The organism is Acidobacteriota bacterium (assembly GCA_039028635.1).
Lineage (GTDB): Bacteria > Acidobacteriota > Thermoanaerobaculia > Multivoradales > JBCCEF01 > JBCCEF01.
Genome location: JBCCHV010000025.1, coordinates 1 through 22,474, shown reverse-complemented (window position 1 = coordinate 22,474; position 22,474 = coordinate 1). Strand labels below are relative to the sequence as shown.

General features: G+C 66.2%; 23 protein-coding genes. 14 read left to right on the top strand and 9 right to left on the bottom strand.

The features are described 5' to 3' along the window. Nucleotides 1-26: 26 nt before the first annotated feature. Both rpsD and AAF604_11855 read left to right on the top strand, forming a co-directional pair. A complete protein-coding gene (gene rpsD, locus AAF604_11860) occupies nucleotides 27-632 on the top strand; it encodes a 30S ribosomal protein S4 (GenBank protein MEM7050350.1) in 606 nt (201 codons plus the stop codon). Between the two features lie 175 nt (nucleotides 633-807). Beyond that, nucleotides 808-1,671 carry a DMT family transporter gene (locus AAF604_11855; protein ID MEM7050349.1) on the top strand — a complete coding sequence of 288 codons (864 nt, stop codon included), beginning with the start codon at nucleotides 808-810 and terminating at the stop codon, nucleotides 1,669-1,671. 138 nt (nucleotides 1,672-1,809) lie between these two features. Here the strand turns inward: AAF604_11855 and AAF604_11850 are convergent, their stop codons facing one another. Continuing rightward, nucleotides 1,810-2,664 carry a penicillin-binding transpeptidase domain-containing protein gene (locus AAF604_11850; protein MEM7050348.1) on the bottom strand — a complete coding sequence of 285 codons (855 nt, stop codon included), beginning with the start codon at nucleotides 2,662-2,664 and terminating at the stop codon, nucleotides 1,810-1,812. A 130-nt stretch (nucleotides 2,665-2,794) separates the two neighbouring features. Further along, nucleotides 2,795-3,319 (bottom strand): hypothetical protein, encoded by a 525-nt coding sequence (locus AAF604_11845; protein ID MEM7050347.1) that lies wholly within the window; start codon nucleotides 3,317-3,319, stop codon nucleotides 2,795-2,797. Between the two features lie 269 nt (nucleotides 3,320-3,588). Between AAF604_11845 and hflK the strand changes: the two genes are divergently transcribed. The 4 genes from hflK (at nucleotide 3,589) to AAF604_11825 (ending at nucleotide 8,291) form a co-directional block, all read left to right on the top strand. Then, nucleotides 3,589-4,608, top strand: coding sequence for an FtsH protease activity modulator HflK (gene hflK, locus AAF604_11840; protein ID MEM7050346.1), 1,020 nt, complete (start codon nucleotides 3,589-3,591; stop codon nucleotides 4,606-4,608). After that, entirely contained in the window at nucleotides 4,608-5,540 is a 933-nt protein-coding gene (hflC, locus tag AAF604_11835) for a protease modulator HflC (GenBank protein MEM7050345.1), read from the top strand. Before hflK ends, hflC begins: the two co-directional genes overlap by 1 nt. Beyond that, the gene (locus AAF604_11830; GenBank protein ID MEM7050344.1) at nucleotides 5,537-6,736 is read left to right on the top strand and encodes a NupC/NupG family nucleoside CNT transporter; all 1,200 of its coding nucleotides are present in this window, start codon (nucleotides 5,537-5,539) and stop codon (nucleotides 6,734-6,736) included. Before hflC ends, AAF604_11830 begins: the two co-directional genes overlap by 4 nt. Before the next feature lie 130 nt (nucleotides 6,737-6,866). Beyond that, nucleotides 6,867-8,291 carry a hypothetical protein gene (locus AAF604_11825; GenBank protein ID MEM7050343.1) on the top strand — a complete coding sequence of 475 codons (1,425 nt, stop codon included), beginning with the start codon at nucleotides 6,867-6,869 and terminating at the stop codon, nucleotides 8,289-8,291. A gap of 123 nt (nucleotides 8,292-8,414) precedes the next feature. On the opposite strand, the gene AAF604_11820 is transcribed toward AAF604_11825, so the two are convergent. Continuing rightward, nucleotides 8,415-9,584, bottom strand: a complete 1,170-nt coding sequence (locus AAF604_11820) for a hypothetical protein (protein ID MEM7050342.1) — start codon at nucleotides 9,582-9,584, stop codon at nucleotides 8,415-8,417. A gap of 674 nt (nucleotides 9,585-10,258) precedes the next feature. On the opposite strand from AAF604_11820, the gene AAF604_11815 reads away from it, so the two are divergent. The 4 genes from AAF604_11815 to AAF604_11800 all read left to right on the top strand — a co-directional run bounded on the left by AAF604_11815 (nucleotide 10,259) and on the right by AAF604_11800 (nucleotide 13,628). Further along, nucleotides 10,259-10,921, top strand: a complete 663-nt coding sequence (locus AAF604_11815) for an OmpW family outer membrane protein (protein MEM7050341.1) — start codon at nucleotides 10,259-10,261, stop codon at nucleotides 10,919-10,921. A gap of 21 nt (nucleotides 10,922-10,942) precedes the next feature. Further along, nucleotides 10,943-11,605, top strand: a complete 663-nt coding sequence (locus AAF604_11810; GenBank protein ID MEM7050340.1) for an OmpW family outer membrane protein — start codon at nucleotides 10,943-10,945, stop codon at nucleotides 11,603-11,605. 36 nt (nucleotides 11,606-11,641) lie between these two features. After that, nucleotides 11,642-12,145 carry a GNAT family N-acetyltransferase gene (locus tag AAF604_11805; GenBank protein MEM7050339.1) on the top strand — a complete coding sequence of 168 codons (504 nt, stop codon included), beginning with the start codon at nucleotides 11,642-11,644 and terminating at the stop codon, nucleotides 12,143-12,145. A gap of 73 nt (nucleotides 12,146-12,218) precedes the next feature. Further along, the gene (locus AAF604_11800) at nucleotides 12,219-13,628 is read left to right on the top strand and encodes a hypothetical protein (protein MEM7050338.1); all 1,410 of its coding nucleotides are present in this window, start codon (nucleotides 12,219-12,221) and stop codon (nucleotides 13,626-13,628) included. Nucleotides 13,629-13,660: 32 nt separating this feature from the next. Here the strand turns inward: AAF604_11800 and AAF604_11795 are convergent, their stop codons facing one another. The 4 genes from AAF604_11795 to AAF604_11780 all read right to left on the bottom strand — a co-directional run bounded on the left by AAF604_11795 (nucleotide 13,661) and on the right by AAF604_11780 (nucleotide 16,874). After that, a complete protein-coding gene (locus AAF604_11795; protein ID MEM7050337.1) occupies nucleotides 13,661-14,389 on the bottom strand; it encodes an SDR family oxidoreductase in 729 nt (242 codons plus the stop codon). Then, complete coding sequence (gene nrtS, locus AAF604_11790) at nucleotides 14,386-14,622, bottom strand: nitrate/nitrite transporter NrtS (GenBank protein MEM7050336.1); 237 nt, start codon at nucleotides 14,620-14,622, stop codon at nucleotides 14,386-14,388. The genes AAF604_11795 and nrtS overlap by 4 nt, the downstream gene beginning before the upstream one ends. Further along, nucleotides 14,619-15,848 (bottom strand): alkaline phosphatase, encoded by a 1,230-nt coding sequence (locus AAF604_11785; protein MEM7050335.1) that lies wholly within the window; start codon nucleotides 15,846-15,848, stop codon nucleotides 14,619-14,621. The genes nrtS and AAF604_11785 overlap by 4 nt, the downstream gene beginning before the upstream one ends. 165 nt (nucleotides 15,849-16,013) lie before the next feature. Then, nucleotides 16,014-16,874, bottom strand: coding sequence for a metallophosphoesterase family protein (locus AAF604_11780; protein MEM7050334.1), 861 nt, complete (start codon nucleotides 16,872-16,874; stop codon nucleotides 16,014-16,016). A 129-nt stretch (nucleotides 16,875-17,003) separates the two neighbouring features. Between AAF604_11780 and AAF604_11775 the strand changes: the two genes are divergently transcribed. Continuing rightward, a complete protein-coding gene (locus AAF604_11775; protein MEM7050333.1) occupies nucleotides 17,004-17,786 on the top strand; it encodes an AraC family transcriptional regulator in 783 nt (260 codons plus the stop codon). Further along, entirely contained in the window at nucleotides 17,783-18,244 is a 462-nt protein-coding gene (locus AAF604_11770) for a VOC family protein (GenBank protein MEM7050332.1), read from the top strand. Before AAF604_11775 ends, AAF604_11770 begins: the two co-directional genes overlap by 4 nt. Here AAF604_11770 and AAF604_11765 read toward each other — a convergent pair. Both AAF604_11765 and AAF604_11760 read right to left on the bottom strand, forming a co-directional pair. Continuing rightward, a complete protein-coding gene (locus AAF604_11765) occupies nucleotides 18,226-19,491 on the bottom strand; it encodes a PQQ-binding-like beta-propeller repeat protein (GenBank protein MEM7050331.1) in 1,266 nt (421 codons plus the stop codon). The two genes, AAF604_11770 and AAF604_11765, sit on opposite strands and share 19 nt — an antisense overlap. Beyond that, nucleotides 19,488-19,922 (bottom strand): hypothetical protein, encoded by a 435-nt coding sequence (locus AAF604_11760; GenBank protein ID MEM7050330.1) that lies wholly within the window; start codon nucleotides 19,920-19,922, stop codon nucleotides 19,488-19,490. Before AAF604_11760 ends, AAF604_11765 begins: the two co-directional genes overlap by 4 nt. 138 nt (nucleotides 19,923-20,060) lie before the next feature. Here AAF604_11760 and AAF604_11755 point away from each other — a divergent pair, with 138 nt between their 5' ends. After that, nucleotides 20,061-20,612: a PH domain-containing protein gene (locus tag AAF604_11755; GenBank protein ID MEM7050329.1), complete on the top strand. Its 552-nt coding sequence runs from the start codon at nucleotides 20,061-20,063 to the stop codon at nucleotides 20,610-20,612. Further along, the gene (locus AAF604_11750; protein ID MEM7050328.1) at nucleotides 20,602-22,104 is read left to right on the top strand and encodes a PH domain-containing protein; all 1,503 of its coding nucleotides are present in this window, start codon (nucleotides 20,602-20,604) and stop codon (nucleotides 22,102-22,104) included. The genes AAF604_11755 and AAF604_11750 overlap by 11 nt, the downstream gene beginning before the upstream one ends. Nucleotides 22,105-22,474: the final 370 nt, after the last annotated feature.

Genomic DNA, 22,474 nt, shown 5'->3' with positions numbered 1-22,474 from the left:
GGGTGGGTGCTCTTGGAGGTTGAAGAATGAAGTACAACGGTCCAAAGGTGCGGTTGTCTCGGGCGTTGGGGCTTGCCCTGACTCCGAAGGCTGCGAGGATTATGGAAAAGCGGCCCTATCCGCCGGGACAACAGGGACCCAATCGACGCCGGCGCCGGCCTTCGGGCTACAAGGAGCAGCTGGTCGAGAAGCAGCGGCTCCGGGCGCAGTACAACGTCCACGAGCGTCAGATGAAGACCTACTTCAAGAGGTCCATGCAAAAGAAGGGCAACACGGCGGACAACCTGGTCGCGATGCTTGAGACTCGGCTGGACGCGGTGGTGCTTCGCGGAGGTTTCGCCCGTTCGATTTATGCAGCGCGGCAGTACGTTGGCCATGGCCATTTCGAGGTCAACGGCCGCAAGGTCGATGTGCCGTCCTATCGGGTACGGCCCGGTGATCTGGTGCGGGTGCGTCCGTCCAGCCAGAAGATTCTCTGTTTCAGAGACGCGATTCAGTCGAGCACCGGCCATCCCGACTACCTGTCGGTCGACATCGACAAAATGACGATTCAATTCGAGAGGATGCCGGAACGTAGCGAGGTGCCGGTAATTTGTGACCTCTCCAAGGTCATCGAGTTCTACTCTCGCTAGGCGTTCTCCTCCGAGCCCTAGTTTCTCGCCATTCAAGTCGTTAGTAGCTCACTTTCGAGCCCTCGAAGCCACCTGTCTTGGGTGGTTTCGAGGGCCGCTTTTTTTTTGCGTCGAGGAGTTGGTTGTCCGGTGGTGTCGACGGCCTTCCTGATCTCGGCGTTGGTGCCCGAAAACCATGAACACATCGGCGGTCAGGGGCGGCGTGCGCTCGATGGTGGCGAGCGCCTTCTGGTTCAGCGTCATGAGCGCTCTGGTCAAGGTCGCCGGGGAGCGCCTGCCGAGTCAGGAGATCGTGCTGGCTCGGGCGATCGTCTCCTTGGTCTTGAGCTACGCCCTGGTGCGTCGGGCCGGAGTTTCGCCCTGGGGCAACCAGCCCGCGTGGCTCCTTCTGCGAGGCCTCTGTGGCTTTCTCGGATTGACCTGCTTCTACTACGCGGTGACCCAGCTCCCGCTCGCTGAAACCACCGTCATCCAGTACCTCCACCCAATGCTGACCGCCCTTTTCGCGGCCTGGTTTCTGGGCGAGGTGGTGCGCTCGTCGCTGGTCTTCTCCCTCGCCTTGAGTCTTGTCGGCGTGCTGGCGGTGGCGCGGCCATCTTTCCTCTTCGGGGCGGCGGCCGCCGACTTGCCGCCGCTGGCCCTGGCCGCCGCTGGCGGTGGCGCCCTGTTCAGCGCCTTCGCTTATGTTCTGGTGCGCCGCCTGAGCGGCAGTGAGCACTCGATGGTGATCATTCTCTACTTCCCGCTGGTGACCGTGCCCTTGGCGCTGCCCTGGGTGTGGCAACACGGAGTCTGGCCGCACGGTTTCGAGTGGCTGATCCTGCTCGGCGTCGGCATCGCGACCCAGCTCGGCCAGGTCTATCTGACCCGCGGCATCCGGCTGTTGCCGGCCGGCAAGGCGACCTCCCTGTCCTACCTGCAGGTGGCCTTTGCCGGGCTCTGGGGCATGCTTTTCTTCGCCGAGGTGCCGGACGGCTGGTTTTTTGTCGGGGCGGCGTTGATTCTCGCCGGTGCTTTCGTTTCCGCTCGCAGTCGTTGAGACGGTTGGACTGTGCTCGGTGAGGGCGCGACTGCGCGCTCCCCGGATCAGGCTGACGAGGCCCTCGAGCCTTGCGGCCAGGAGTCGCGTTACGGCGATCTGCCCTGCTGAGGAGTGAAGCTCGGCCGGTGCGCGGAGTCAGCGCAAGGCTGGAAGCTCCGCGGGTAGCTGGCCGAAATGGTGCAGGAGTTGCGGTGCCACTTGCCGTCGCGCTGCGAAAGTCGGACTTTCGCGCCAGGCGCCTGCAGTGTCTCCCAGCACGACGGCAGCGAAGCTGTGGGTTGGGCGGTGGCGCTCGATCCAGCCCACTTGCCAGCCCACGCGCCGGTCACCCTGTTCGCAGAGACCGGTCTTGGCGCGTACGGTGGTGCCTCGCTGCACGGCGGACGGCAGGATCTGGCGCACCACTTCGAGATGGCGCTGCGGCACGTCGAGAGCGCCGTTCAGAAGACGGGCGAGGAAGCTCGCCTGTTGGCGCACCGAGATCCGCAAGTTTCCCGCTAGCCAGAAGCTCGTCGGGTGACCGCTGGGGTCGCGATTGCCGTAGTCGAAGCGGGTCAGGTATTCGCGATAGGCGGCCAGGCCCACCCGCCGCGCGATCTCTTCGAAGTACCACAGCACCGAGTTCTTCATCGCGCTTTCGAGATCGTGATCACGGTTCCAGGCCTCGACGAAGGGCCGCCGGCGACCGTCCCAGGGGAGTTCGAGCTCGGCGTTCGGAATGACGCCGGTGGCGAGGCCGATCAAGGTGTTGGGGATCTTGAAGGTCGAAGCCGGCCGGAACGGCAGGTCGACATGCCTTGGGAAGACGACCGTTTGCTCACCGGTCGCCAGCTCCTGGAGGCAGAAGGCGCCGGTCACGCCAGCGGCCTTGAAGATGGCCTCCGCCGAGGAGGCTTGCGTAGTCCTGCCCGCCGTCTGCGATGCGGGCGACAGCAGCAGGGCGGCGCTCCCGGCCAGGAAGCGGCGCCGATTGAAGATTCGACGACTCACCAACGGAGTGTAGCCCCTTGGGCCGAGAGCTGGCTCGATGGGATCGGGCGAGCCCGGGTCGGGGTGCATCGGGGCTCGCTCCTTGGGACAGAAAGTCCGGGAGCCGCTCGAAACGGCTCCCGGCATGTGATCAACGGGTCAGGATCTGTCGATTGTTGCTCTCGGAGACCTCGGCGACCTGGTTCTGAGGATCGACCACCACCTCCAGTCGGGCCCGCTGCGGCACGTTCTCCCACGGCACGTGGATGTCGATGCCGACGACGCCGTAGTCACAGACGCACAGCACGATGCTGGGCTCGCAGGTGCCCTTGCGCTTCTTGCCATTGATGATGGCGTCGGGACAGGTTTGGGTGTCGCACTTGTCGTTCGAGGTGTTGGCGCAGGGATCGCCGCCGTCGGTGTCGCTGAAGATGGCGGCGAGATCGAAGGTCTGCTCGGCCAGGACTCGACCCTCGTGCTCGACGGCGACGGTCGCCTGGCCGACCTCGCCGGCATCGCAACCGGTGAGGCGCAGGGAGCCCTCGATCCGGTTACCACCATCGACCAGGGCGACGTGCTCGAGGGCGAAGTCGGCATCGCTGGCGGCGGCGCTGCCGGCGAAGCAAGCCAGGCCGATCAGGAAGCAAAGAGAGAGCAGGGTGGGAAGTCGACGCATAGGGGTTCTCCTTTTCGAAGATGAGGCCTCCCGCGGCGGCGGGACTTGGGAGAACCGGGGGTTGTCTATTTCATGATCTGCCAGTCTTGGCATTCGCGTCAAGGCCGGGCTGGACGGAATACCCTCGCTGAGCGGCCCGCCGAGGCGGATGACGATGCGGTCCGCGCGAGCCTCTGCCGTCGCCCGAGCCCGCGCCGACGAGGCCCTGACGGGATGGTGCGGCCGGCGTCTTGCCTGGGGCTGACGACTCCGGTAGGCTGCGGACGAAAATGACTCAAACAAATGGCAGTTCCGGCGATTCGGTGTTGGACTTCCCGGACCTCGAAGAGCGCCTCAAGAAATTCCGCGGCCGCTTTCCGGGCAAAGTCTTCGTGATCCTCGTGCTGGTCATCCTGGCGGTGGCCACTTCCTTCTACACCATCGATCCCGAAGAGGTCGGTGTGGTGATGCGCTTCGGCGAGTACGTCCGCACTGCCGAGCCGGGCCTCAACTTCAAGATGCCGCTCCCCATCGAGACCGTGATCAAAGTGCCGGTGGAGCGGCAGCTCAAGGCGGAATTCGGCTATCGCACGGAACGCGCCGGCGTGCGGACCCAGTACAGCGGCTCGGCCTTCAAGCAGGAGTCGCTGATGCTCACCGGCGACCTCAACATCGCCGACGTCGAGTGGGTGGTGCAGTACCGCATCGTCGACCCGGCGCAGTACCTCTTCCGGGTGCGCAACGTCGAGGCGACCTTCCGCGCCATGAGCGAAGCGGTGATGCGGGAGGTGGTGGGGGACCGCACCGTCAATGAGGTCATCACCGTTGGTCGTCAAGAGCTCGCCGGCCTGGTGGAGCAGAGGCTTCAGGCCCTCTGCGAGCAGTACGAGACCGGCCTCAAGGTGGAGCAGGTAGTGCTTCAAAACGTCAAGCCTCCGGAGCCGGTTCGGGCCTCCTTCAACGAGGTCAACCAGGCCGAGCAGGAGAAGGAAGAGAAGATCAACACCGCCGAGAGCGAGTACAACCGCGAAGTGCCGAAAGCCGAGGGCGAGGCGCTGCAGACGATCGAGCGGGCCGAGGGTTATGCCCTCGATCGGGTCAACCGGGCGCGCGGCGACGGGGCCCGTTTCACAGCCCTCTACGGGGAGTACCGCAAGGCGCCGGAAGTGACTCGCAAGCGCCTCTACCTGGAGACCTTGGGGGATGTCCTCCCGGCCGCCGGCCGCACCGTGGTGGTGGATGAGCGGGTCGAGGGCTTGCTGCCGCTGCTGCAGCTCAATGAAGTCACCAAGGCCGGAGGTACTCCGTAATGCGTGCCGGAATCCTGATCCTCGTCTTCGTCGTCATCTTGCTGGTGGCCAATGGTCTGTTCGTGGTCAACGAGGCCCAGCAGGCGATCATCACCCAGTTCGGCCGCCCGGTGGGCGATCCGATCACCGAGCCCGGCCTGAAGATGAAGGTGCCCTTCCTGCAAAAGGTGCATCGCTTCGATCGGCGTTTCCTGGAATGGGACGGCGAGGTCAACGAGCTGCCGACGCGCGACAAGCGCCTGATCTTGGTCGACACCTACGCCCGCTGGCGCATCTCCGATCCGCTGCTCTATTTCCAGCGCCTGGGAACGGAGCGCCGTGCTCAAACCCGCCTCGACGACATTCTCGACGGCGAGACTCGCAACGCGATCGCCAAGCACGACCTCGTCGAGGTGGTGCGTACCGGCAATCGCCAACCGGCCCAGGACGAATCGACCCCGGAGATCACCTCCCAGCTCGAGGTGATCGATGCCGGCCGCGAGCAGATTCGGCAGGAGATCTTGGCCGCCGCTCAGGAACGCACCGGCGATCTCGGCATCGAGATCCTCGACATGCGCCTGAAGCGCATCAACTACATCGAAGAGGTGCGCGACAAGGTCTTCGACCGCATGATCTCCGAGCGCAAGCGCATCGCCACCCGCTTCCGGTCCGAGGGCGATGGCGAGGCGTCGCGGATTCGCGGTGAGAAGGAGCGCGAGCTCAAGCGCATCCGCTCCGAGGCCTATCGCCAGGCGCAGGAGATCCGCGGCCGGGCCGACGCCGAGGCCACCGAGATCTATGCCGGGGCCTACGATCAGTCGCGCGATTCCCGCGACTTCTACGAGTTCTTGCAGACCATGGAGACCTTTACCGGCACGGTCAACGGGGATACCTCCCTGATCCTGTCGACGGATGGAGATTTCTACCGCTTCCTCAAGGGAAGCACTCCGTGATCGGGCTGCTCGGCGTCGTCGTCATCCTGGCGCTGGCCTGGGCGCTGTCGATCAACCGGCGGGCGATTCGGTGGCGCATCGTCGCCGTCGGCACCGGGATTCAGTTCGCCCTCGCTCTGCTGATCCTGAAGACCACCGCCGGCCAGCGGCTGTTCGAGGTGGCGACGCAGTACGTCACCGCTTTCCTCGATTTCTCCGACGCCGGCTCGCAGTTCATCTTCGGGGAAAACTTCACCGACCACTTCTTCGCCTTCAAGGTGCTGCCGACGATCATCTTCTTCTCGAGTGTGATCACGGTGCTCTACTACCTCGGGGTGATCCAGTGGGTGGTGCGGATTTTCGCTCGCGCCATGATGTTTCTGCTCGGTACCTCCGGTGCCGAATCGCTCTCCGTGTCGGCCAACATCTTCGTCGGCCAGACGGAGGCACCGCTGCTCATCCGACCCTATGTCTCGGCGATGACCCGTTCCGAGCTGATGGCGGTGATGACCGGTGGCTTTGCCACCATCGCCGGCGGAGTGCTGGCGGCCTATGTCGGCATGGGGGTCTCGGCCGGCCATCTCATCGCCGCCAGCGTGATGTCGGCGCCGGCGGCCTTGGTGATGGCCAAGATCATGTTTCCGGAGACCGAAGAGAGCTTGACCGCCGGCTCCGTCAAGCTGAAGGTCGAGCGGCCCTGGGCCAACGTCATCGATGCTGCCGCCGAAGGGGCCGGCTCGGGGATGAAGCTGGCCCTCAACATCGGCGCCATGCTGCTGGCCTTTCTCGCTCTGATCGCCATGCTCAACGCCGGCCTCGGTAAGGTCGGCGGCCTGTTCGGGTTCCCGGATCTGACCCTCGAGCTGATCCTCGGCTACGCCCTGCGGCCCCTTGCCTTCGTGATGGGGGTGCCCTGGGAAGAGACCGTCGAAGTCGGCTCCCTGATCGGCGTCAAGACCGTCGCCAACGAGTTCGTCGCCTTTGTCCAGCTACAGGACATGATGGCCGATGGCGGTCTCTCGGAGCGCTCCCGGACGATCGCCACCTACGCCCTTTGTGGCTTCTCCAACTTCTCGTCGATCGCGATTCAGATCGGCGGCATCGGCGGCATCGCGCCGGAGCGCAAGCGAGACCTGGCGCGCCTCGGCCTGCGGGCGATGGTGGCGGGATCCCTCGCCTGTTTCCAGACCGCGACCATCGCGGGACTCCTGCTCTAGAGAGATTTCCACCAGTGCGCTCGGCCCGGATCGTCGCCGGGGCGAGCGTGCTGTCCTCTCGAAGATGTTTTTTAATTTGAATATAGAAATGCAATGAACTTTTGGTGATCCTCTTGCGTAGAGAGGGGCGATGCCGAAGCAACTCTCCCGCGAGGTTCCCGCGGCCCTCGGTGCGGCCGAGCGCCAGCGCCTGCATTGGGCCGAATCGAACGCCGACTTGCTCGCCGAGGCCTCCTATGCCCCTTGGTTCGAGGCCATTCATCGCGAGGTGCCCCGGATTCTCGCCATGGAGCGCGACGATCCCGCGCCGCTCCAGCCCTGGCCGGCGCTGGTCGAACCCGCGACGCACCGCCGGTGGTGGGGCTGGAACCATGCCTTGTCGCAACTCTTGAGGAGCCTGCCGGAGCGCTTCTTCGCTTCCGATCCGGCGGCCCTCTTCGACTTTCTCGGCGTCGGCAGCGAGCTGCTCTTCGATCTCGTGCTGAGCGAGCCGGACGGGGTCTCGAGCGCCCTGTTCCGCGGTGACTACTTGCTGACCGAGGAGGGGCTGCGCTGCATCGAGCTCAACGTTGGCGCCGTCGGGGGCTGGCAGAACATCGCCTATGGACGGCTCTACGAGGAGCTGCCCGTCTGGCGCCGGTTTCTGAGTGAGAACGGCCTCCGCGCCCACTTCGACGACACCGTCGAACGCATGTTCGAGCACGCCGTGCGCAGCACTCGGGAGGCGATCGATCCGCCGGGCTCCGAGATCAACCTGCTGATCCTGGTCGCCGAGTCGGGGCTGTCGGTGGCCGAGACTCATCCCCAGCGTCTCTACGAAGATCTCTATCGCCGCGCCCTCGGAGCGGTCAATCCGGCCTTGAGAGGGCAGCTCCTGGTCGCTCCCAATGCCGATCTGACCTTTCGGCGCGGCCAGGTGCGCTGCGGCGAGACGGCGATTCACGCCGTCATCGAGCAGGACACGGAAGTCACCAGCCGGCCTCTTTTCCGCGCCTTCAAGGCCGGCTCCGTCCATCTCCTCACCGGTCCTCTGTCGATGATCTTCGGCGACAAGCGCTGGCTCGCTCTGATGTCGACCCACCAGGAGTCGGACCGCTTCGACGAGGCCGAGCGCGAGCTGATTCGCCAGGTGGTGCCTTGGACCCGCCAGCTCGGACCCCACGAGGCCACCTGGCAGGGCGAAGCGGTGTTTCTACCGGAGTGGGTGGAGCAGGCGCGCGAGGAGCTGATCATCAAGTCCGGTCAGGGCTACGGCGGACGCGAGATCTACATCGGCTGTCGTACCTCGCCGGAGGAATGGCGTCAGGCGGTGGCGGACGCCCTCGACGATGGTCAGTGGATCGTTCAGGAGTACCTGCCGACGGTGCCGTCGCCGGCCCTGGCTCGCGGTGGCGGCTGGCAGCCCCACGACGTCGTCTGGGGGCTCTTCGATCTCGGCGATGGTGCCAGCGGTGGCTTCCTGCGCTCGGCACCGCGACAGAGCGAGGGGCGCGGCGTTCTCAACCTCGTCCAAGGGGCGCGGATCGGTCTCTACTTCGAAGTCGAATCGGAGTAGGCGAAGCTCGCGGCCCTGCGGTTGTCAGCAAGACAGTGTGGAGTGAAGGGCGGGGCGCTCGTGGAGCGCCCCGCCGGGCGGCCGAGGCTTGTCGCAGGACCGCTCGGTCGCCGGGTCGTCCCCTCAGGGGGCGACCGGAGGCACCGTCACGAAGGGCGTGAAGTCGGTGTTGCCCTTGATGAAGGAGCTCAGATGGGTGACCGTTTCGACGCCCGGTCCGTAGCGCGCCCCGCAGGCACCCCAGGTCTGGTAGTCGAGGTGGAAGTCGACGATCACGCCGGTGACTCGCTCGCCGAGAAAGTCGGTCGCCGGATCCGGGAAGGGGTTGGTGGACTTGATCTTGACCCGTGCCCTGCCCTTGTCGTTGGCGACGATGATGTTGGGAATGCCGATCGGGTCGGCGCGGGCGATCAGCTCGCTCCCCGGCGGCTGCCGGTTGCGCACCGTCCAAACGGTGTAGACCCCGCCCGGAATCATGTTGCGAAAGCGGAAGTCTAAGATCGCCGCGGTGTATCCGCCGGCTTCGTCACTCCAGTCGGTGAGGGTGATGAAGATCTTGGCCTTGGCCTGAATCCAGTCGCCAAGGGTGATCGGCTCGCTGCGTGGCCGGAAATCGAGGAGATCCTCGCCGGAGCAACCGCGACCACAGCCCGGACCGGCGCTCGCCATCGGGTCGTAGACCTCGCCGGTGACCACGTCGTAGCCGACGCCGTCGCCCTGGAAGCCCTGGATCGGGAACTGATGGAGGGGAAAGCGCGGCAGCGAGAAGTTGGCTTTCTGCTCCGGCGACGGCCAGGTGTCCGGGCACGGGTACTCGGCGGTCAGGAGGTTGTAGGCCGAATCGCCGGCGGCCGGGATGCGGGCGACGTTGCTACCGTCCTCCGGCGGCCCGATCGACAGGTTGTAGAGCACCATGTCGAGGTCCGGGCTGCCGGCGCGCAGGTCGAGGGGCCGGACGATGTCGTAAGGCGCCAGGAACCAGTTGTTGCGGATCGGGTTGCCGAAGGGATCCATCGGTGGCCGCGAGTCCTTCGAGATCACCAGCTTCTGATCGAAGAAGGGAAAGCCCGGAAAACCGTTGGCGGTGAACAGGCCAACCCCGAGGAGAACGAAGTCACCCTCCTGGTTGGTGATCACCGAAGGCGGCCAGAGCGGCGCTTGGGTGGTGACCGGTAGGTCGACCTTGATGGTGGGTGCTTCGTCGGCCGAAGCGGGGTTGAGCGCGAGAAGGGTGCTGAGAGCCAAGGCTCCGATCACACCCCAAAGGTATGTCCTCGAACGGATCTTCTGCATCGAACGTTCTCCACGATCGCAGCGAGTGGCAGTGGTGCGGGGGCGAGGTACAGCTTTCCCTTCGCGGCACGGAGAAACCTGCCGCCACACCACGACCGAATTGGTTGACCAAGAGCCTCGAGGGCTCCGCCGCAAGCTCGGAATCGACGCCGTCCGCCGTTCCGGCTCGGAGACCCACCGCCCCGGTGGGTTCCAATGAATCTGTCTGATCACGCGAATGCTGTCGTTTACTTATTTCCGAGAGCTGGCGTGTATCGGATTCCTGATATTGAAATTTCTAAGTTCTCCGATAAAGGGGTGCACCGGTGCCGGGGTGCCGCTTCGATTTCGAGGCCCCTCGGAAAGGGCGCCGAGGAGCCCCCGGAGGGTTGTCGGAGGTGGCCTCTTGCTTCGCCGGGCGAGGGCTGGAAGTGACGCCTGTCAGGAATCGAGCACAGGCGTGAGGTTGCGGCAAGTTCCATGGCTCGGCTTTGTGATCGGTCCAAGCGATTGATTCGACGCGGTTTGCGCTGCCTCGGGCACGGCATCGAGCGGTGGCACTGGCCTTGCGATGAAGGAGCGGTGCTGCTTCCGGTGTGCGGGAGTGGCCGTGATCGCGGGGTCCCGGCAAGCTGCCGGGACCCCATCTTCCCAGGCTTGTCTTGCGAAGGCCGAACTTCCCGAGGGAGATTCCCATGAACTCGTCGCGTCCGCTCTGTTTGCTGCTGCTGTTCCTGATCTGCGCTCTACCGTCCGCCGCCGATGACCGCTGGACGGTGCGCTTCTTCGCCTCATACCTCGAAACCTCCGGCTCCTTGAGGGATGCTGGTCCGGGGCAGACCCTCGAGATCGATCTCTCCGGTGATGTCGGCTTCGGTGCCGCCATCGAGCGCCGCTTCGGTGAACGCTGGGGCGTGGAGCTGTCGGCCCTCACCACCGAGGTCGAGTCGCGGGTCGACCTCACCGGTCTCAACTTCGAGGCGGTGGACGTCACCGACTTTCGCTTCGTTCCAGTGACCCTCGGCCTGAACTACCACGTCGATGTCGGCGAGCGGGCGGACCTCTATTTCGGACCGCTCGTCGGCCAGGCCTCCTACGGCGATCTCGAGGCCTTCGTCGACGTCGGCTTCGTGACCGAGCTCGGGTTCGATCCCGGGGACCGGGTCGAGCTCGAAGACGACATCGTCTATGGCGCCCAGATCGGGCTCGATCTGCCCGTCGGGGAAAGCGGTTGGGGTTTCAATTCCTCCCTACGCTATCTGGTGGCGGAGCTCGCCGGTGAAGACGAGGGGCCCGATGATTCGACCATCGATCTCGATCCCTTGATCGCCACCGCCGGCCTCTCCTACCGCTTCTAATCACCAGATCGAGGAAGATTCATGCAACGCTCGCAAATCCTTGTTTGTCTTCTGTTGGCCCTGCTCGTCGCCCTACCGTCCGTTGCCGAAGACCGCTGGACGGTGCGCTTCTTCGGCACCGATCTCAAGACCTCCGGCTCCTTGAGGGATGCGGGTCCGGGTCAGACCCTCGAGGTCGACCTTTCCGGTGACATCGGTTTCGGTGCCGCCATCGAGCGCCGCTACGGCGAGCGCTGGGGTGTCGAGCTGTCGGCTCTCACCACCGAGGTCGAGTCGCGGATCGACCTCACCGGCCTCAACTTCGAGGCGGTGGATGTCACCGACTTTCGCTTCGTTCCGGTGACCCTCGGCCTGAACTACCACGTCGATGTCGGCGAGCGGGCGGACTTCTACTTCGGGCCCCTCGTCGGTCACGCCACCTATGGTGATCTCGAAGCCTTCGTCGATGCCGTCTTCGCGGCCGACCTCGGTCTCGGTCCGGGTGTGCGGGTCGAGCTCGAGGACGACATCGTCTATGGCGCCCAGGTCGGTCTCGATGTGCCCGTCGGGGCAAGCGGTTGGGGCTTCAACTCCTCCTTGCGCTATCTGGTGGCGGAGCTCGAGGGCGAGGATTCCGAACCCGGCGATTCGACCATCGATCTCGATCCCCTGATCGCGACGGCGGGCCTGTCCTACCGCTTCTAGAGTTAGACTCCGGGGCTCAATTTCATGGAGCCCCGGATGACCACTCTCGAGACCGATCGACTGCTGCTGCGCCCGTTCCGCGAAACGGATCTCGCCGAGTACCGCGAGATCCTCAACGATCCCGAGTCGCGCCGCTTTCTCGTCGACCAGGAGTGGAGCGAAGAGCAGGCCTGGCGCTCCATCGCGACCATTCTGGGCCATTGGCAGCTGCGCGGCTACGGGTTGTGGGCGGCGCAGGAGAAGGCGAGCGGTCGGTTGGTCGGTCGCATCGGGCTGATCCGGCCGGCCGGCTGGCCGGGACTCGAGGTCGGCTGGCTGGTGGCGCCCTGGGGACGGGGCTCCGGATTCGCCACCGAAGGCGGTCGGGCGGCCATTGCCTTCGCCTTCGAGACCCTCGGAGCAAGCCATCTGATCAGCCTGATCGACCCCGCCAACGGCGCCTCGCGCCGAGTCGCCGAGAAGCTCGGTGAGTCCTTCGAGCGCCAGGTCGAGCTCCACGGCAAGACCCTCGACGTCTACGGCATTGGCGCTCCCGCCTGACCCCCTTTATTGCATAGCGTATTCGTGATGTGCTATTTATCGATGCCTCGATTCCGAAGCAGAGGAGCGTGGCATGTTCGACCCCAGCGCACGAGCGATACAGACGAGTCATTCGGAGGCTGCCGGTAGGTTTCTGGATTGGGTGGAGGCCCGTCCCGACTGGCTACGCCACGAGACCTTCGGAGATCTCTTCTCGTCCCTGGCGACGGTGATCTCCAACGTCCCCGGCATTCCTCCGGAGGAGGGTTTCGGGTTGCAGCCCTGGCCGCTGCTGATCTCCCCCCAGCGGCGCGCCGAGCAGGTCGAGGCGGTGGTCGGCTTGGGCAGGCTGGTGCGCTCCGTCCCGCAGCGCTTCTTCGACTGCGATCCCCGGGCGGTGGCCGAGTTCTACGGTCTCGACGCAATGTCAGCGGACCTCTTCCTCGCCGAGCCCAACGATCTCGCCTCGGCCCCGTGCCGTGGTGATTTCGTCGAGACCGCGGCGGGCTTGCAGTGCCTCGAGCTCAACTTCGGGAGCCTCGGGGGCTGGCAAGAAACGGTCTTTGCCGAACCCTACTTGAGCTCCTCGATCCATGCCCCTTGGGTTCGAGATCTCGGTGTCGAGCTCAGCTACACGAGCTCCCTGGAGACCCTTTTCGAGTACCTCCTCGATGAGGTTGCCGCGGCTCGTCGCTTGGCGGCGGACGAGGTCAACGTGTTGATCTTGGTGGCGGACGAAGGCATCAACTCGGTGCTCGCCCACGCTCCCGAGCGCTACCGCGCCGAGTACGCGAAGGTGCGCCGGCGGCGCGGCGAGGTCGGTGGCCATGTCGAAGTGGTCGGGGTTTCTGAGGTCGAGTTTCGGCGCGGCGAGGTGTGGGCCCGGGGGCGCCGCTTCCAGGCGGTGGTCGAGCAGAGTGATTCGGTGACCAGTGCGGCCTTGTTTCGCTCCTTCAAGGCGGGGCGGGTGGTCCTGATGGGAGGGTTTTCGGGCCTCATTCTGGGCGACAAGCGCAATCTGGCGCTGCTCTCGGAAGCCCAGGAAACGGACCGGTTGGACGACCGCGAGCGCCGGCTGGTGCGGCGCTTCGTGCCCTGGACCCGGTGGGTGCGGCCGGGGCCCGTCGAGCACGACGGGCGCTCCCGGGAGCTGCGCGACCTGCTCCTCGAAGAGCGGTCGCGGATGGTCCTGAAGGCGGCGCAATCGCTGGGCGGCGGCGATGTCCATGTGGGGCTCTTCGAGACTGCCGAGAGCTGGCGCCGGCGGGTCGATGAAGCCTTGGAAGACGGTGCCTGGATTGCTCAGGAGTTCGTCGAGTCGCTGCCCTGGATTCTGCAGCAGGGTGAGCGGGGTTGGGCTCCTTACGCCGTGGTCTGGGGGCTTTTCGCTTTCGGCGAGCGCTTCGGAGGCACCTATCTTCGGATGGCTCCGCAGGGCACTGACCCGGTGCTCAATGTCGCCCGCGGAGCGAGGGTCGGTCTCGCCTTCGTGGCCGAAGGATGAGCCGAGGGCTTCCGCCTGTTTTTCCGGCACCTCTACCGTTCCTGGTCGATCGGGCGAACCACGATCTCGTTGATCGCCACGTCCGCCGGCTGCTCGACGGCGTAGCGAATCGCCCGGCCGATGGCCTCGGCATCGAGGGGGGTGAGCTGCACCGTGCGGTAGCGCTCGCGAACGTCCTCGTCGGTGATGGCGTGGGTCAGCTCGGTGGTGACCGCTCCCGGCGAGATGATGGTCACTCGCACCTTGCCGACGGTTTCCTGCCGCAGGCCCTCGGAGATGGCGCGCACCGCGAACTTGGTGGCGCTGTAGACGGAGGACGACGGCATCACCCAGTGACCGGCGACGGAGGCGACGTTGATGACGTGCCCGGAGCCTTGCTCGAGCATGCCGCCGAGGACGGCGTCGATGCCGTAGAGAACGCCCTTGATGTTGACGTCGATCATGCGATCCCATTCCGCGACCTTGCCCTTGGCGAGGAAGGACAGGGGCATGATGCCGGCGTTGTTGACCAGCACGTCGACGCGTCCGAAGGCGTCGCGGGTGGCGGTGGCCAGGGCCTGGACCTGGGCGCGGTCGGTGACGTCCGTGAGGTGGTAGCGGGCGCCGCCACCGAGCTCTTGGCAGAGCTCCTGGAGGCGGTCCTCGCGGCGGGCGGCGAGCATCAGCCGGCAGCCGGCGTCAGCGAGCTCGCGAGCGGCGGCGGCGCCGATCCCGCTGCTGGCTCCGGTGATGATGGCGACGGGGCTGGTGGTGGTGGTCACGATGAGTCTCCTTGCTCTTGCTGACGCAGGGCGGCAACGCTCGAGGCGGTGGATACCAGGTACGGGACGAAAAAGGTCAGGGTCATGCGCAGGGCGCGCGAGGTGTCGAGGTCGCCGGCGAGCAGCGCTCCGCCATGGTTGATGGCGTTGAGGATCAAGCCGACGAAGATGCCGTACATGATGCCCCGGCGAACCACTGCCGGCTGCAGCGCGAGGCGTATCCAGTGCGTCACGGCGAGGGCGTCAGCTCGAAGCCGAAGAGGTCGGCGAGGCGGCGGGCCACCTCGGTGTTTTCGAGGCTACCGGTGAAGCGTGAGGCACCGGGACCCCAGGCGTAGAGAGGGACCGGTTCGGCGGTGTGGCTGGTGCTCGTCCAGGCGACCTCGAGGGGCGAATCGGCGCTGCCGCCGACGATCCCGAGACCTCCCGTTTCGTGGTCGGCGGTCACCAGGACGAGGGTATCGGCCGGAGCCTCGAGGCCCTCGGCGACGGCTTCGTCGAGGGCGGCGATGCCGTTCAGGACGCGATCGATCTGGTGGCGGTGGGAGCCCGTGTCCGGCTCCTCGGTCTCGACGAAGAGGAAAAAACCGGCAGGATTGCGCGACAGGCGGCGAACCGCCCAGGCGGTGAGCTGGGCCAGGGTGGGCTCTTGCTCTCGGTCGGCGATGGTGCCGGCCGCGAAGAGGCCCGCAGCCGGTTCCTCGGCTGACTCCAAAGCCTCGAGATCGCTCCAGGTCTCGGCCAGGCGATGCTGACGCTGGAGGACGCTGGCGGCCTCTTCGGTGCCTTCGTGGTCGGACGATTCGCCGACCAGCAGGTCGGCTCCGGAGGTCGCCATATCGGCCAGGATCTGGCCATACTCGCGGCGGCTCTCGCGGTGCACCACGAAGGCCGCGGGGCTGGCGTCCCAGAGGTACGAATCGGTCACCAGGCCGATCGCCTTGCCCGCCTCCCGGGCGGCCTCGAACAGGGTTCGCACCGGACGCCCGCGGTCATCGACGGACAGGTGCCCGGGGGGGACCGCCACGCCACTGGCCAGCGCGGTGGCGCCGGCGGCGGAGTCGGTGTAGAGGCTGAAGGCGGAGAAGGTGGTGATCGCCGCCGAGTAGGGCAAGCGCTCGAAGAGCAGGGGTTGGCGGGCGCCCCGGCGGGTGGCGCGGGCGGCGGCGACGTGGGAGTAGCCCATGCCGTCGCCGAGGAACAGAATGAGATTGCGCGGTGTCGCGGTGGCCTGGGGCTGGTTCGCGAGCTCGCCCTCGACAGTGCCAGTCGGCTGTGCCAGTGGGGATCTCTCACCGATCGCGAAGTCGATGGGGGAACCATCGATCGGCTCGCCTCCGCCGTGCGACGGGCGCGGCAGCTCGACGCCGAAGAAACACAGGGCGAGGAGCACCCAGCCGAGGGCGAGGACTCCCATGACGACGCCCAGGATGACCCGCTGCGGACTGACGGTCGGCATCTCGCTCTCCTTCTCGGTCGGTGATCGGACGCCTAGTCTCGCGGTATTCGCCGATCGTCGCAAGGACGCTAGCAGGTTGCTGAAGAACTTTTAGCCCCCCTGGCCGGCCGCCCCTGAAATAAACAGCAGGCGCTGAAGCCGCCACGCGGCTTTCTCAGCAGCCTGCTAGGCGTCGATCTCCTGCAGGCGGGAGAAGAAGTGGCGCAGGGACTCGCCCGGTCGATGGAACTCGAAGAAGCGGTCGAGATGGCCCAGGGAGGGCTCGAGACGCTGTCGTCGCGCCCACTCGAGAAAGGGCACCAGCAGCGGCGAAGCGTGCTCGAGCTCGAGGCGCAGAAGGCGCGCCGTGACGCCGCCGTCGGCGAGGAAGCCGGTGCGGTCGTAGGCGCGATAGACCTCTTCGAGGTCGTAGGGCACCCGTCGCAGCTCGACTTCCCAGCCGTCGGAGGTGCTCTCGAAGATGGCGTACTGGGCCGCCTGGTCGCGGTTGAAGGGCATGCCCACGGAGCCGATGTTGACGATCATCCCCTGGGCGACGTGGCGGATCAGCGGGCGGTGGGTGTGGGCGCAGACCAGAACCCCCTCCGGCACTGCGTTCCAGTGCTCCTCGAGGCGGGCTTCGTTGGTCCACGGTCCGATGCCGTCGCGGTTCGACGCCGGAGTGCCGTGCACCAGCCGCATGCCCGGTCGGCGGAGCGAGAAGGGCAGGGCAGCGATGTACTCGACGTCCTCGGAGGTGAGCTCGGCGGCCATCCAGCGCGCCGCGGCCCACTCTTCGTCATGGTGCCAAGAGCTCGGGATATTGCCGCGGCGGAAGTCGAGGAGGTACTCCTCGTGATTTCCCCCGATGGTGGCGAGGCCAAGCTCGCGGATGCGTCGGGTGACGGCCGATCCCTGCGGACCCCGCCCGACGAGATCGCCACCCACCAGGGTTTCGTCGACGTCTTGAGAGGCGATGTCCGCCAGGACGGCGTCGAGGGCGGGAACGTTGCCGTGGATGTCCGAGAGGATGGCGATGCGAGACATGGGGAAAGCTTGCTGGTGATTGGCGCTCGAATTGTAAGCCGGCAAAACGATTCTCTGGCGCCTTTCATTCCTGTGCCGTGCTGCCGACCCGTCCGGTCCATGCCTCGGCCGCTATGATCGTGCGCGATCATGTCCTACCGCGAGTATCTGCCGCCGGCTGCGCTACGAGCTTGGGTCGAGTGTTTCTGGTTGGCGCGCCGCGGCGACGCCCATCGGGTGATGCCGGACGGCTGCGCCGACATCCTGATCGAGCTCGACGAGGCCGCGGCGTCGGTGGTCGGCACGATGACCGTGGCGCGACAGATTCCGGCCGTTCGCTCCGGAACGCTCGTGGCGGTGCGCTTTCGGCCCGGCGGGGCGCAGCCCTGGTTGGGGGGCTCGATGCGACCATTGACCGATCAGCGGCAACCCTTGCAGAAGTCTTGGAACGAGCGCGCGGAGCGCTTGGCCGAGGTCGCGATCAGCGGCGCCCGCGGCGACTCCGACCTTCAGCCTCCGGTGGTGCAACGGCTGGCTGCCGAGATGATGGCCGAAATCGGGCGGGTCGAGGCGCCGCCGCGGGCGATCGCTCGCGCGGTGGCCCGCTTGAACTGCGGTACCCGAGTTGCTGCCGTGGCCGATGAGCTGGGGATGTCTCGTCAGCAGCTCACTCGGCGGTTCCAGAAGACTGTCGGCGTGGGCCCCAAGGCTTTGGCCCGCATCCTGCGGCTTCGCCGCCTATTGGCGCACTGCGCCGGCCGCCGGCCGCAGGCCGACGACGCCTTCGCCCTCGGCTACTGCGATCAAGCCCACATGGCTCGGGAAGTGCGCCTGTTGACTGGTGAGTCCCTGCGCCTCCTCTTCGCCTCCGCGCGGGAGGTTCCATTCTTCCAAGACGCGGCGGATTCGATCCTGTCAGGATCGAGAGCATGACCAAGCCACTCATCTCATCGCTGTTGATTCTGGTGTCGACCCTCGCGTCGGCCGGGGCCCTTGGCGGGCAGGAGGTCGAAGTGAAGCGTTTGACGTCATTGCTGGTGGTCGAGAAGGTCGAGCCGAGTCTGGAGTTCTGGGTCGAGAGGCTCGGCTTCGAGGTCGCCGACGAGGTCCCCGGCGAAGGAGGACTCGCCTTCGTGATCCTCAAACGGCCGGGGATCGAGCTCATGCTGCAGTCCCGAGCCAGCGTCGCCGCCGACATTCCGGCGATCGCCGAGGCCTCCGGACCGAGCTCCCTCTACATCGAAGTCGAGGATCTCGCCGCCATCGAGCGGGCTCTCGAAGGGGTCGATCTGGTGTTCCCGCGCCGCACCACTTTCTATGGAGCGACGGAGATCGGGGTGCGCGATCCCGGCGGCCACTGGCTGGTGTTCGCTCAGTTCGGCGACGATTGATCGCTGGCGTTGCCATCGGTTGAAGGTGCCTTGGCGAGGGGGAGCTCGAAGGCGTAGAGGGTCTCGTGATTGCGCGCCAGGAGCAAGCCGTCGGAAAGGGCTGGATAGGGCAGCATGCGGGGGGCGGTGCGGTGGCGGGCCAGGGGCTGAAAGGCCTCTGGCGTCGCCTCGGCGAGGATCAGCTCGCCGGCCTCGCGCAGGATCAACAGCTTTTCACCGACCCGCAAGATCGATCCCGCCCCGAAGCGGTCGACGCTCCACAGCACCTCACCACTGGCGGCGTCGATGGCGCGCAGCGCGGGCATCGCCTCCTGGCGGCCGTGATAGCCGAACAGGGTGCCGCGGTGGTGGACGCTGGTGGCGTAGTGATTGGTCAGCGAGCGATCACCCTGCCACAGGGCGCGGGCAGCTTCACCGGAGACATCGAGTAGGACGGCGCCGGTGCCGTAGCTGGCCGACAGGAAGACCTGGTCTCCGACCAGGATCGGGGTCGCGGCGTTGACCGAAGCCTTGATGCGGGCTCGCCACCGGAACTCGAGGCGGACCTTGCCGGTCCCGGGTGCGAGGGCGACCAGCCCTTCGCGGGTGAAGACCAGCAGCTCGGCCTTACCCCGGTAGCGGTGAAGGATCGGTGACGAGTAGCTGGCTTCGTGGTCGGTGGCGGTCCAGCGGGTTTCGCCGCTGCCGCGGTCGAAGGCCACGATGCCGCCCTTCTCGCCGCCGACATTGACCACCACCAGGTCGTCGACGACCAGTGGGGAGCAGGCGGCGCCGAAGTAGCCGTCGTCGGCGACGAAGCGGCGGTGGGTGTCCACCGACCAGAGCTCCTTGCCGCTGGCGAGGGCGATCGCCGTCAGTCGGCCCTCGGCGCTGTAGGTGAAGACTCGATCGCCGTCCACCGTCGGGGTGCTGCGCGGCCCCTCGTCGAAGCCGAAGTCGTCCTTGTAGGTCGACCGCTGGCGGTGGCTCCAGAGAACCTTGCCGTTCGTCGGGTCGAGGGCCTGGAGCAGATCGTCGGCGTCCTGCCGATGGAACACCAGCACCTTGCCTTGGGCGATGACCGGTGCCGAGTAGCCGGCACCGACGGCGTGCTTCCAGCGCACGGACGGGCCCTCCGGTCCCCAGGCCGCAAGGGCGACATCGCTGGTGCCGTTGCGCTCGGGTCCGAGCCACTGCGGCCAGTCGGCGAGACTCGGCAGGCTGCTGGCAAGGGCCAATATCAAGGCGAGGCAGGCGGGTTTGGTCATCGCTCCGCTTCCTGCTGCCAGCGATCCGGGATGGCGCTGAGCATGACCAGCAGCAGGACACCGAATCCGAGCACCGAGGTCGCCTCGACGGTGGTCCACCACCAGGGCAATCCGGCGTAGAGATCGACCGCTGCGAGGGCGAGGCCGAGGCCGATATTCGAGATTCCCAGGTAGCGCAGCATCGGTCGCAGGCGCTGGATGTCCGACGCACCGAGGATCAGGATGCCACCGTGGATGCCGTAGATCAGGGAGATGGAGCGCGTCAGATACTCCACCAGGGGCGAGGCCGGGAAGTCGCCGAGGCCGAGGCGTTGGTGGGTCGATGCCATCCAGTCGGTCGGCATCAAAGCGGCACCGAAGGCCAGCAGCATGGTGCCACCAGCCAGGCGAAGGACGAGCGGGAGCCAGCGAGCCGCGTAGCGGGCAATCATGGCGGGACCCTACCAGCCGAGGCGGCGGTGGCGAAGGGGATCACGGTCTTTCGCCTGCGATTTCAGCAGGCTCCGAGAGCTTGCTATTCTCGGACCGTGAGCCACCATCCACCGCCCTCCGAGGCGGCACCTCGACCGATGTCTCCTCCGGCTGGCGAGGCGGCGGCCGAAGCCACGGTGCCGGCCGACTCGTCGCCTGCCCTTCCCGAAGGCCGGCAGCAGCTCGACCGGCGCTACGTTTCGGTGCGGCGGCTGGTCAACTGGATCAACGTCGTCGTCCACGCGGTGGTCTGGTCCATCGGCAGTGTGGTGATGGCCTTTTCCAGCATGCCGCGAGGGTTGTTCGCTCTGATCGCCGGCGGCTGGGGCCTGCTGGTGGTCTTGATCGCCTTGCGAGCCCACTTCTGGCCGGCGCTGAGCTATCGCTACGCTTCCTATCGGGTTGGCGCCCGCGAGCTCGAAATCCGTCGTGGCGTGCTGTGGCGTGAAGTGGTGACCGTGCCGCGGTCGCGAGTCCAGCACACGGACGTTTCGCAGGGTCCCCTCGAGCGCGCCTTCAGTCTTGGCACCCTGCTGATTCACACCGCCGGCACCGATCACGCCCGGGTGGCTCTGCCGGGTTTGACTCATGAGCTCGCCTCCGTGATTCGGGACCACCTGGTCGAGGTCGACGAGGACGATGCCGTCTGAGAATCGTCTCCATCCGACCTCCATTCTGTTCAGCCTGCTCAACAGCGCCCGCTCGCTGATCCTGCCGGGCTTGATCGTCTTGTTCGCCGCTCGCGGCGGCAATCGCTACGAAGTCTGGGCGATGATCTTGGTGATCCCGGCGACCCTCAGCGCCATCCTGCGTTACCTCACCTACCGCTATCGCTTCGACGAATCGGAGCTGGTGATCAAGACCGGCCTGCTGTTTCGCAATCAGCGACACATTCCCTACTCCCGCATCCACAACATCGGCTCCCTGCAGAATCCTGTGCACCGCTTGCTGAGGGTGGCGGACGTTCGCGTCGAAACCGCCGGTGGCCAGGAGCCGGAGGCCAAGCTTCAGGTGCTGTCGCTGCAGGCCCTGGACGAGATGCGCCGCCGGGTGCGTGCCGAGAAGGCCGCCCAGGGAGCGCCGGTGCCCGGCACGATCGGGAGTGAGGGGGCGGAGAGCGTCCTCCAGGAGGAGCCGACCGGTGACGAGCTGGTCGCCCTCGACTGGCGCGACCTGGTCGCCCAGGGGCTGGTCGACAACCGCGGCATGCTGGTCGTCGGCGCCATGCTGGGTCTCGCCTGGCAGTTCGATCTCGTCGACAGTGCCTTCACCGATGTTCGCCGATACTTGCCCGAGGCGGCGCCCCGCGACCTGATCGGAGCGCTGTCCTGGGTTCTCCGGTTCTCGGGCCTCGCCGCGGCGTTCCTGGTGCTGGTGCGGCTGCTGTCGGTGGTCTGGTCGTTCCTCAAGTACTGGGGCTTTCGCTTGGAGAAGGTCGGGCGCGAGCTGCGCTCCCGGAGCGGCCTGGTGACGCAGGTCGCGGCCTCATTGCCGCTCCATCGCATCCAGGTGCTGTCGGTGCGCGAGAAGTTCATGCATCGCCTGCTCGGCCGCCTCGAAGTGTCGGCCGAGACCGCCGGCAGCTCGCAGGAAGGCCCGGGGGGCTCCAGTCGTCAACGGCTCGCGCCGGTGTTGCCGAATGTGAACCTGGCGACCTTCCTCGAGGAGGTCGAGCCCGGAGCCGACCTGGCCGCTGTCGACTGGCGGAGAATCGACCCGCGAGCCTCCACCCGCATGATTCGTCGGGGCCTGGCGGTGGTGTTCCTGCTGTCGATCCCGGCGTTCTTCATCAACCCCTGGCTGCTGGGCCTGTCGCTGCTCTTTGGTGCGCTGGTGGTCATCGATGCGCGCCGAGAGGTCGTTCGCCGCGGCTATGCTCTATCCGGCGAGCGCATCTACTATCGCAGCGGCTGGTGGACTCGGCGCACTAGCCTGGCCCGCTTCAGCAAGATCCAGTCGGTGTCCCTGGTCGAGTCACCCTTCGACCGCCGATGGGGCATGGCCAACCTCGAGATCGACACCGCCGGTGCCGGCGCCTCGGCCCACCGCCTCCACATTCGATTCCTGCCCAAGGCCACCGCCGAAGAGCTCCAAACCCACCTCGCCGCCCACGCCGCCCGCACGCGCTTCCGCTGGTCCTGAAACCTGTCTTCGCCCCGAGGACGAGGCGCCACTCCCTGAGGCGCTTCTCGTTTTCCGGACATCTTTCGGACGTCTTCCGGACATCTTCCGGACATCTTTCGGACACCTTTTTCGGGCCTGATCGCCGAAAACGCCTGTAAAACGGCGAAGGCTCCCATGGCACGCGGGTTGCTATAGCGCTTTGGCAAGGAAGTGAATCCAGTTTTACGTTGTCTTGGCCCGTCCTTCTTATCGGATCTCGTGGCGAAAGGTCGTAGGTTGCTGGAGATGCAAGGCATCCGTTGGTGCCGCGACGCAGCCGTACTGGACGTACTGCGAGGAGTGCAGCCGGCGGATAACGCCGCAGATTCAGTGACCTACGGCCTTGCAG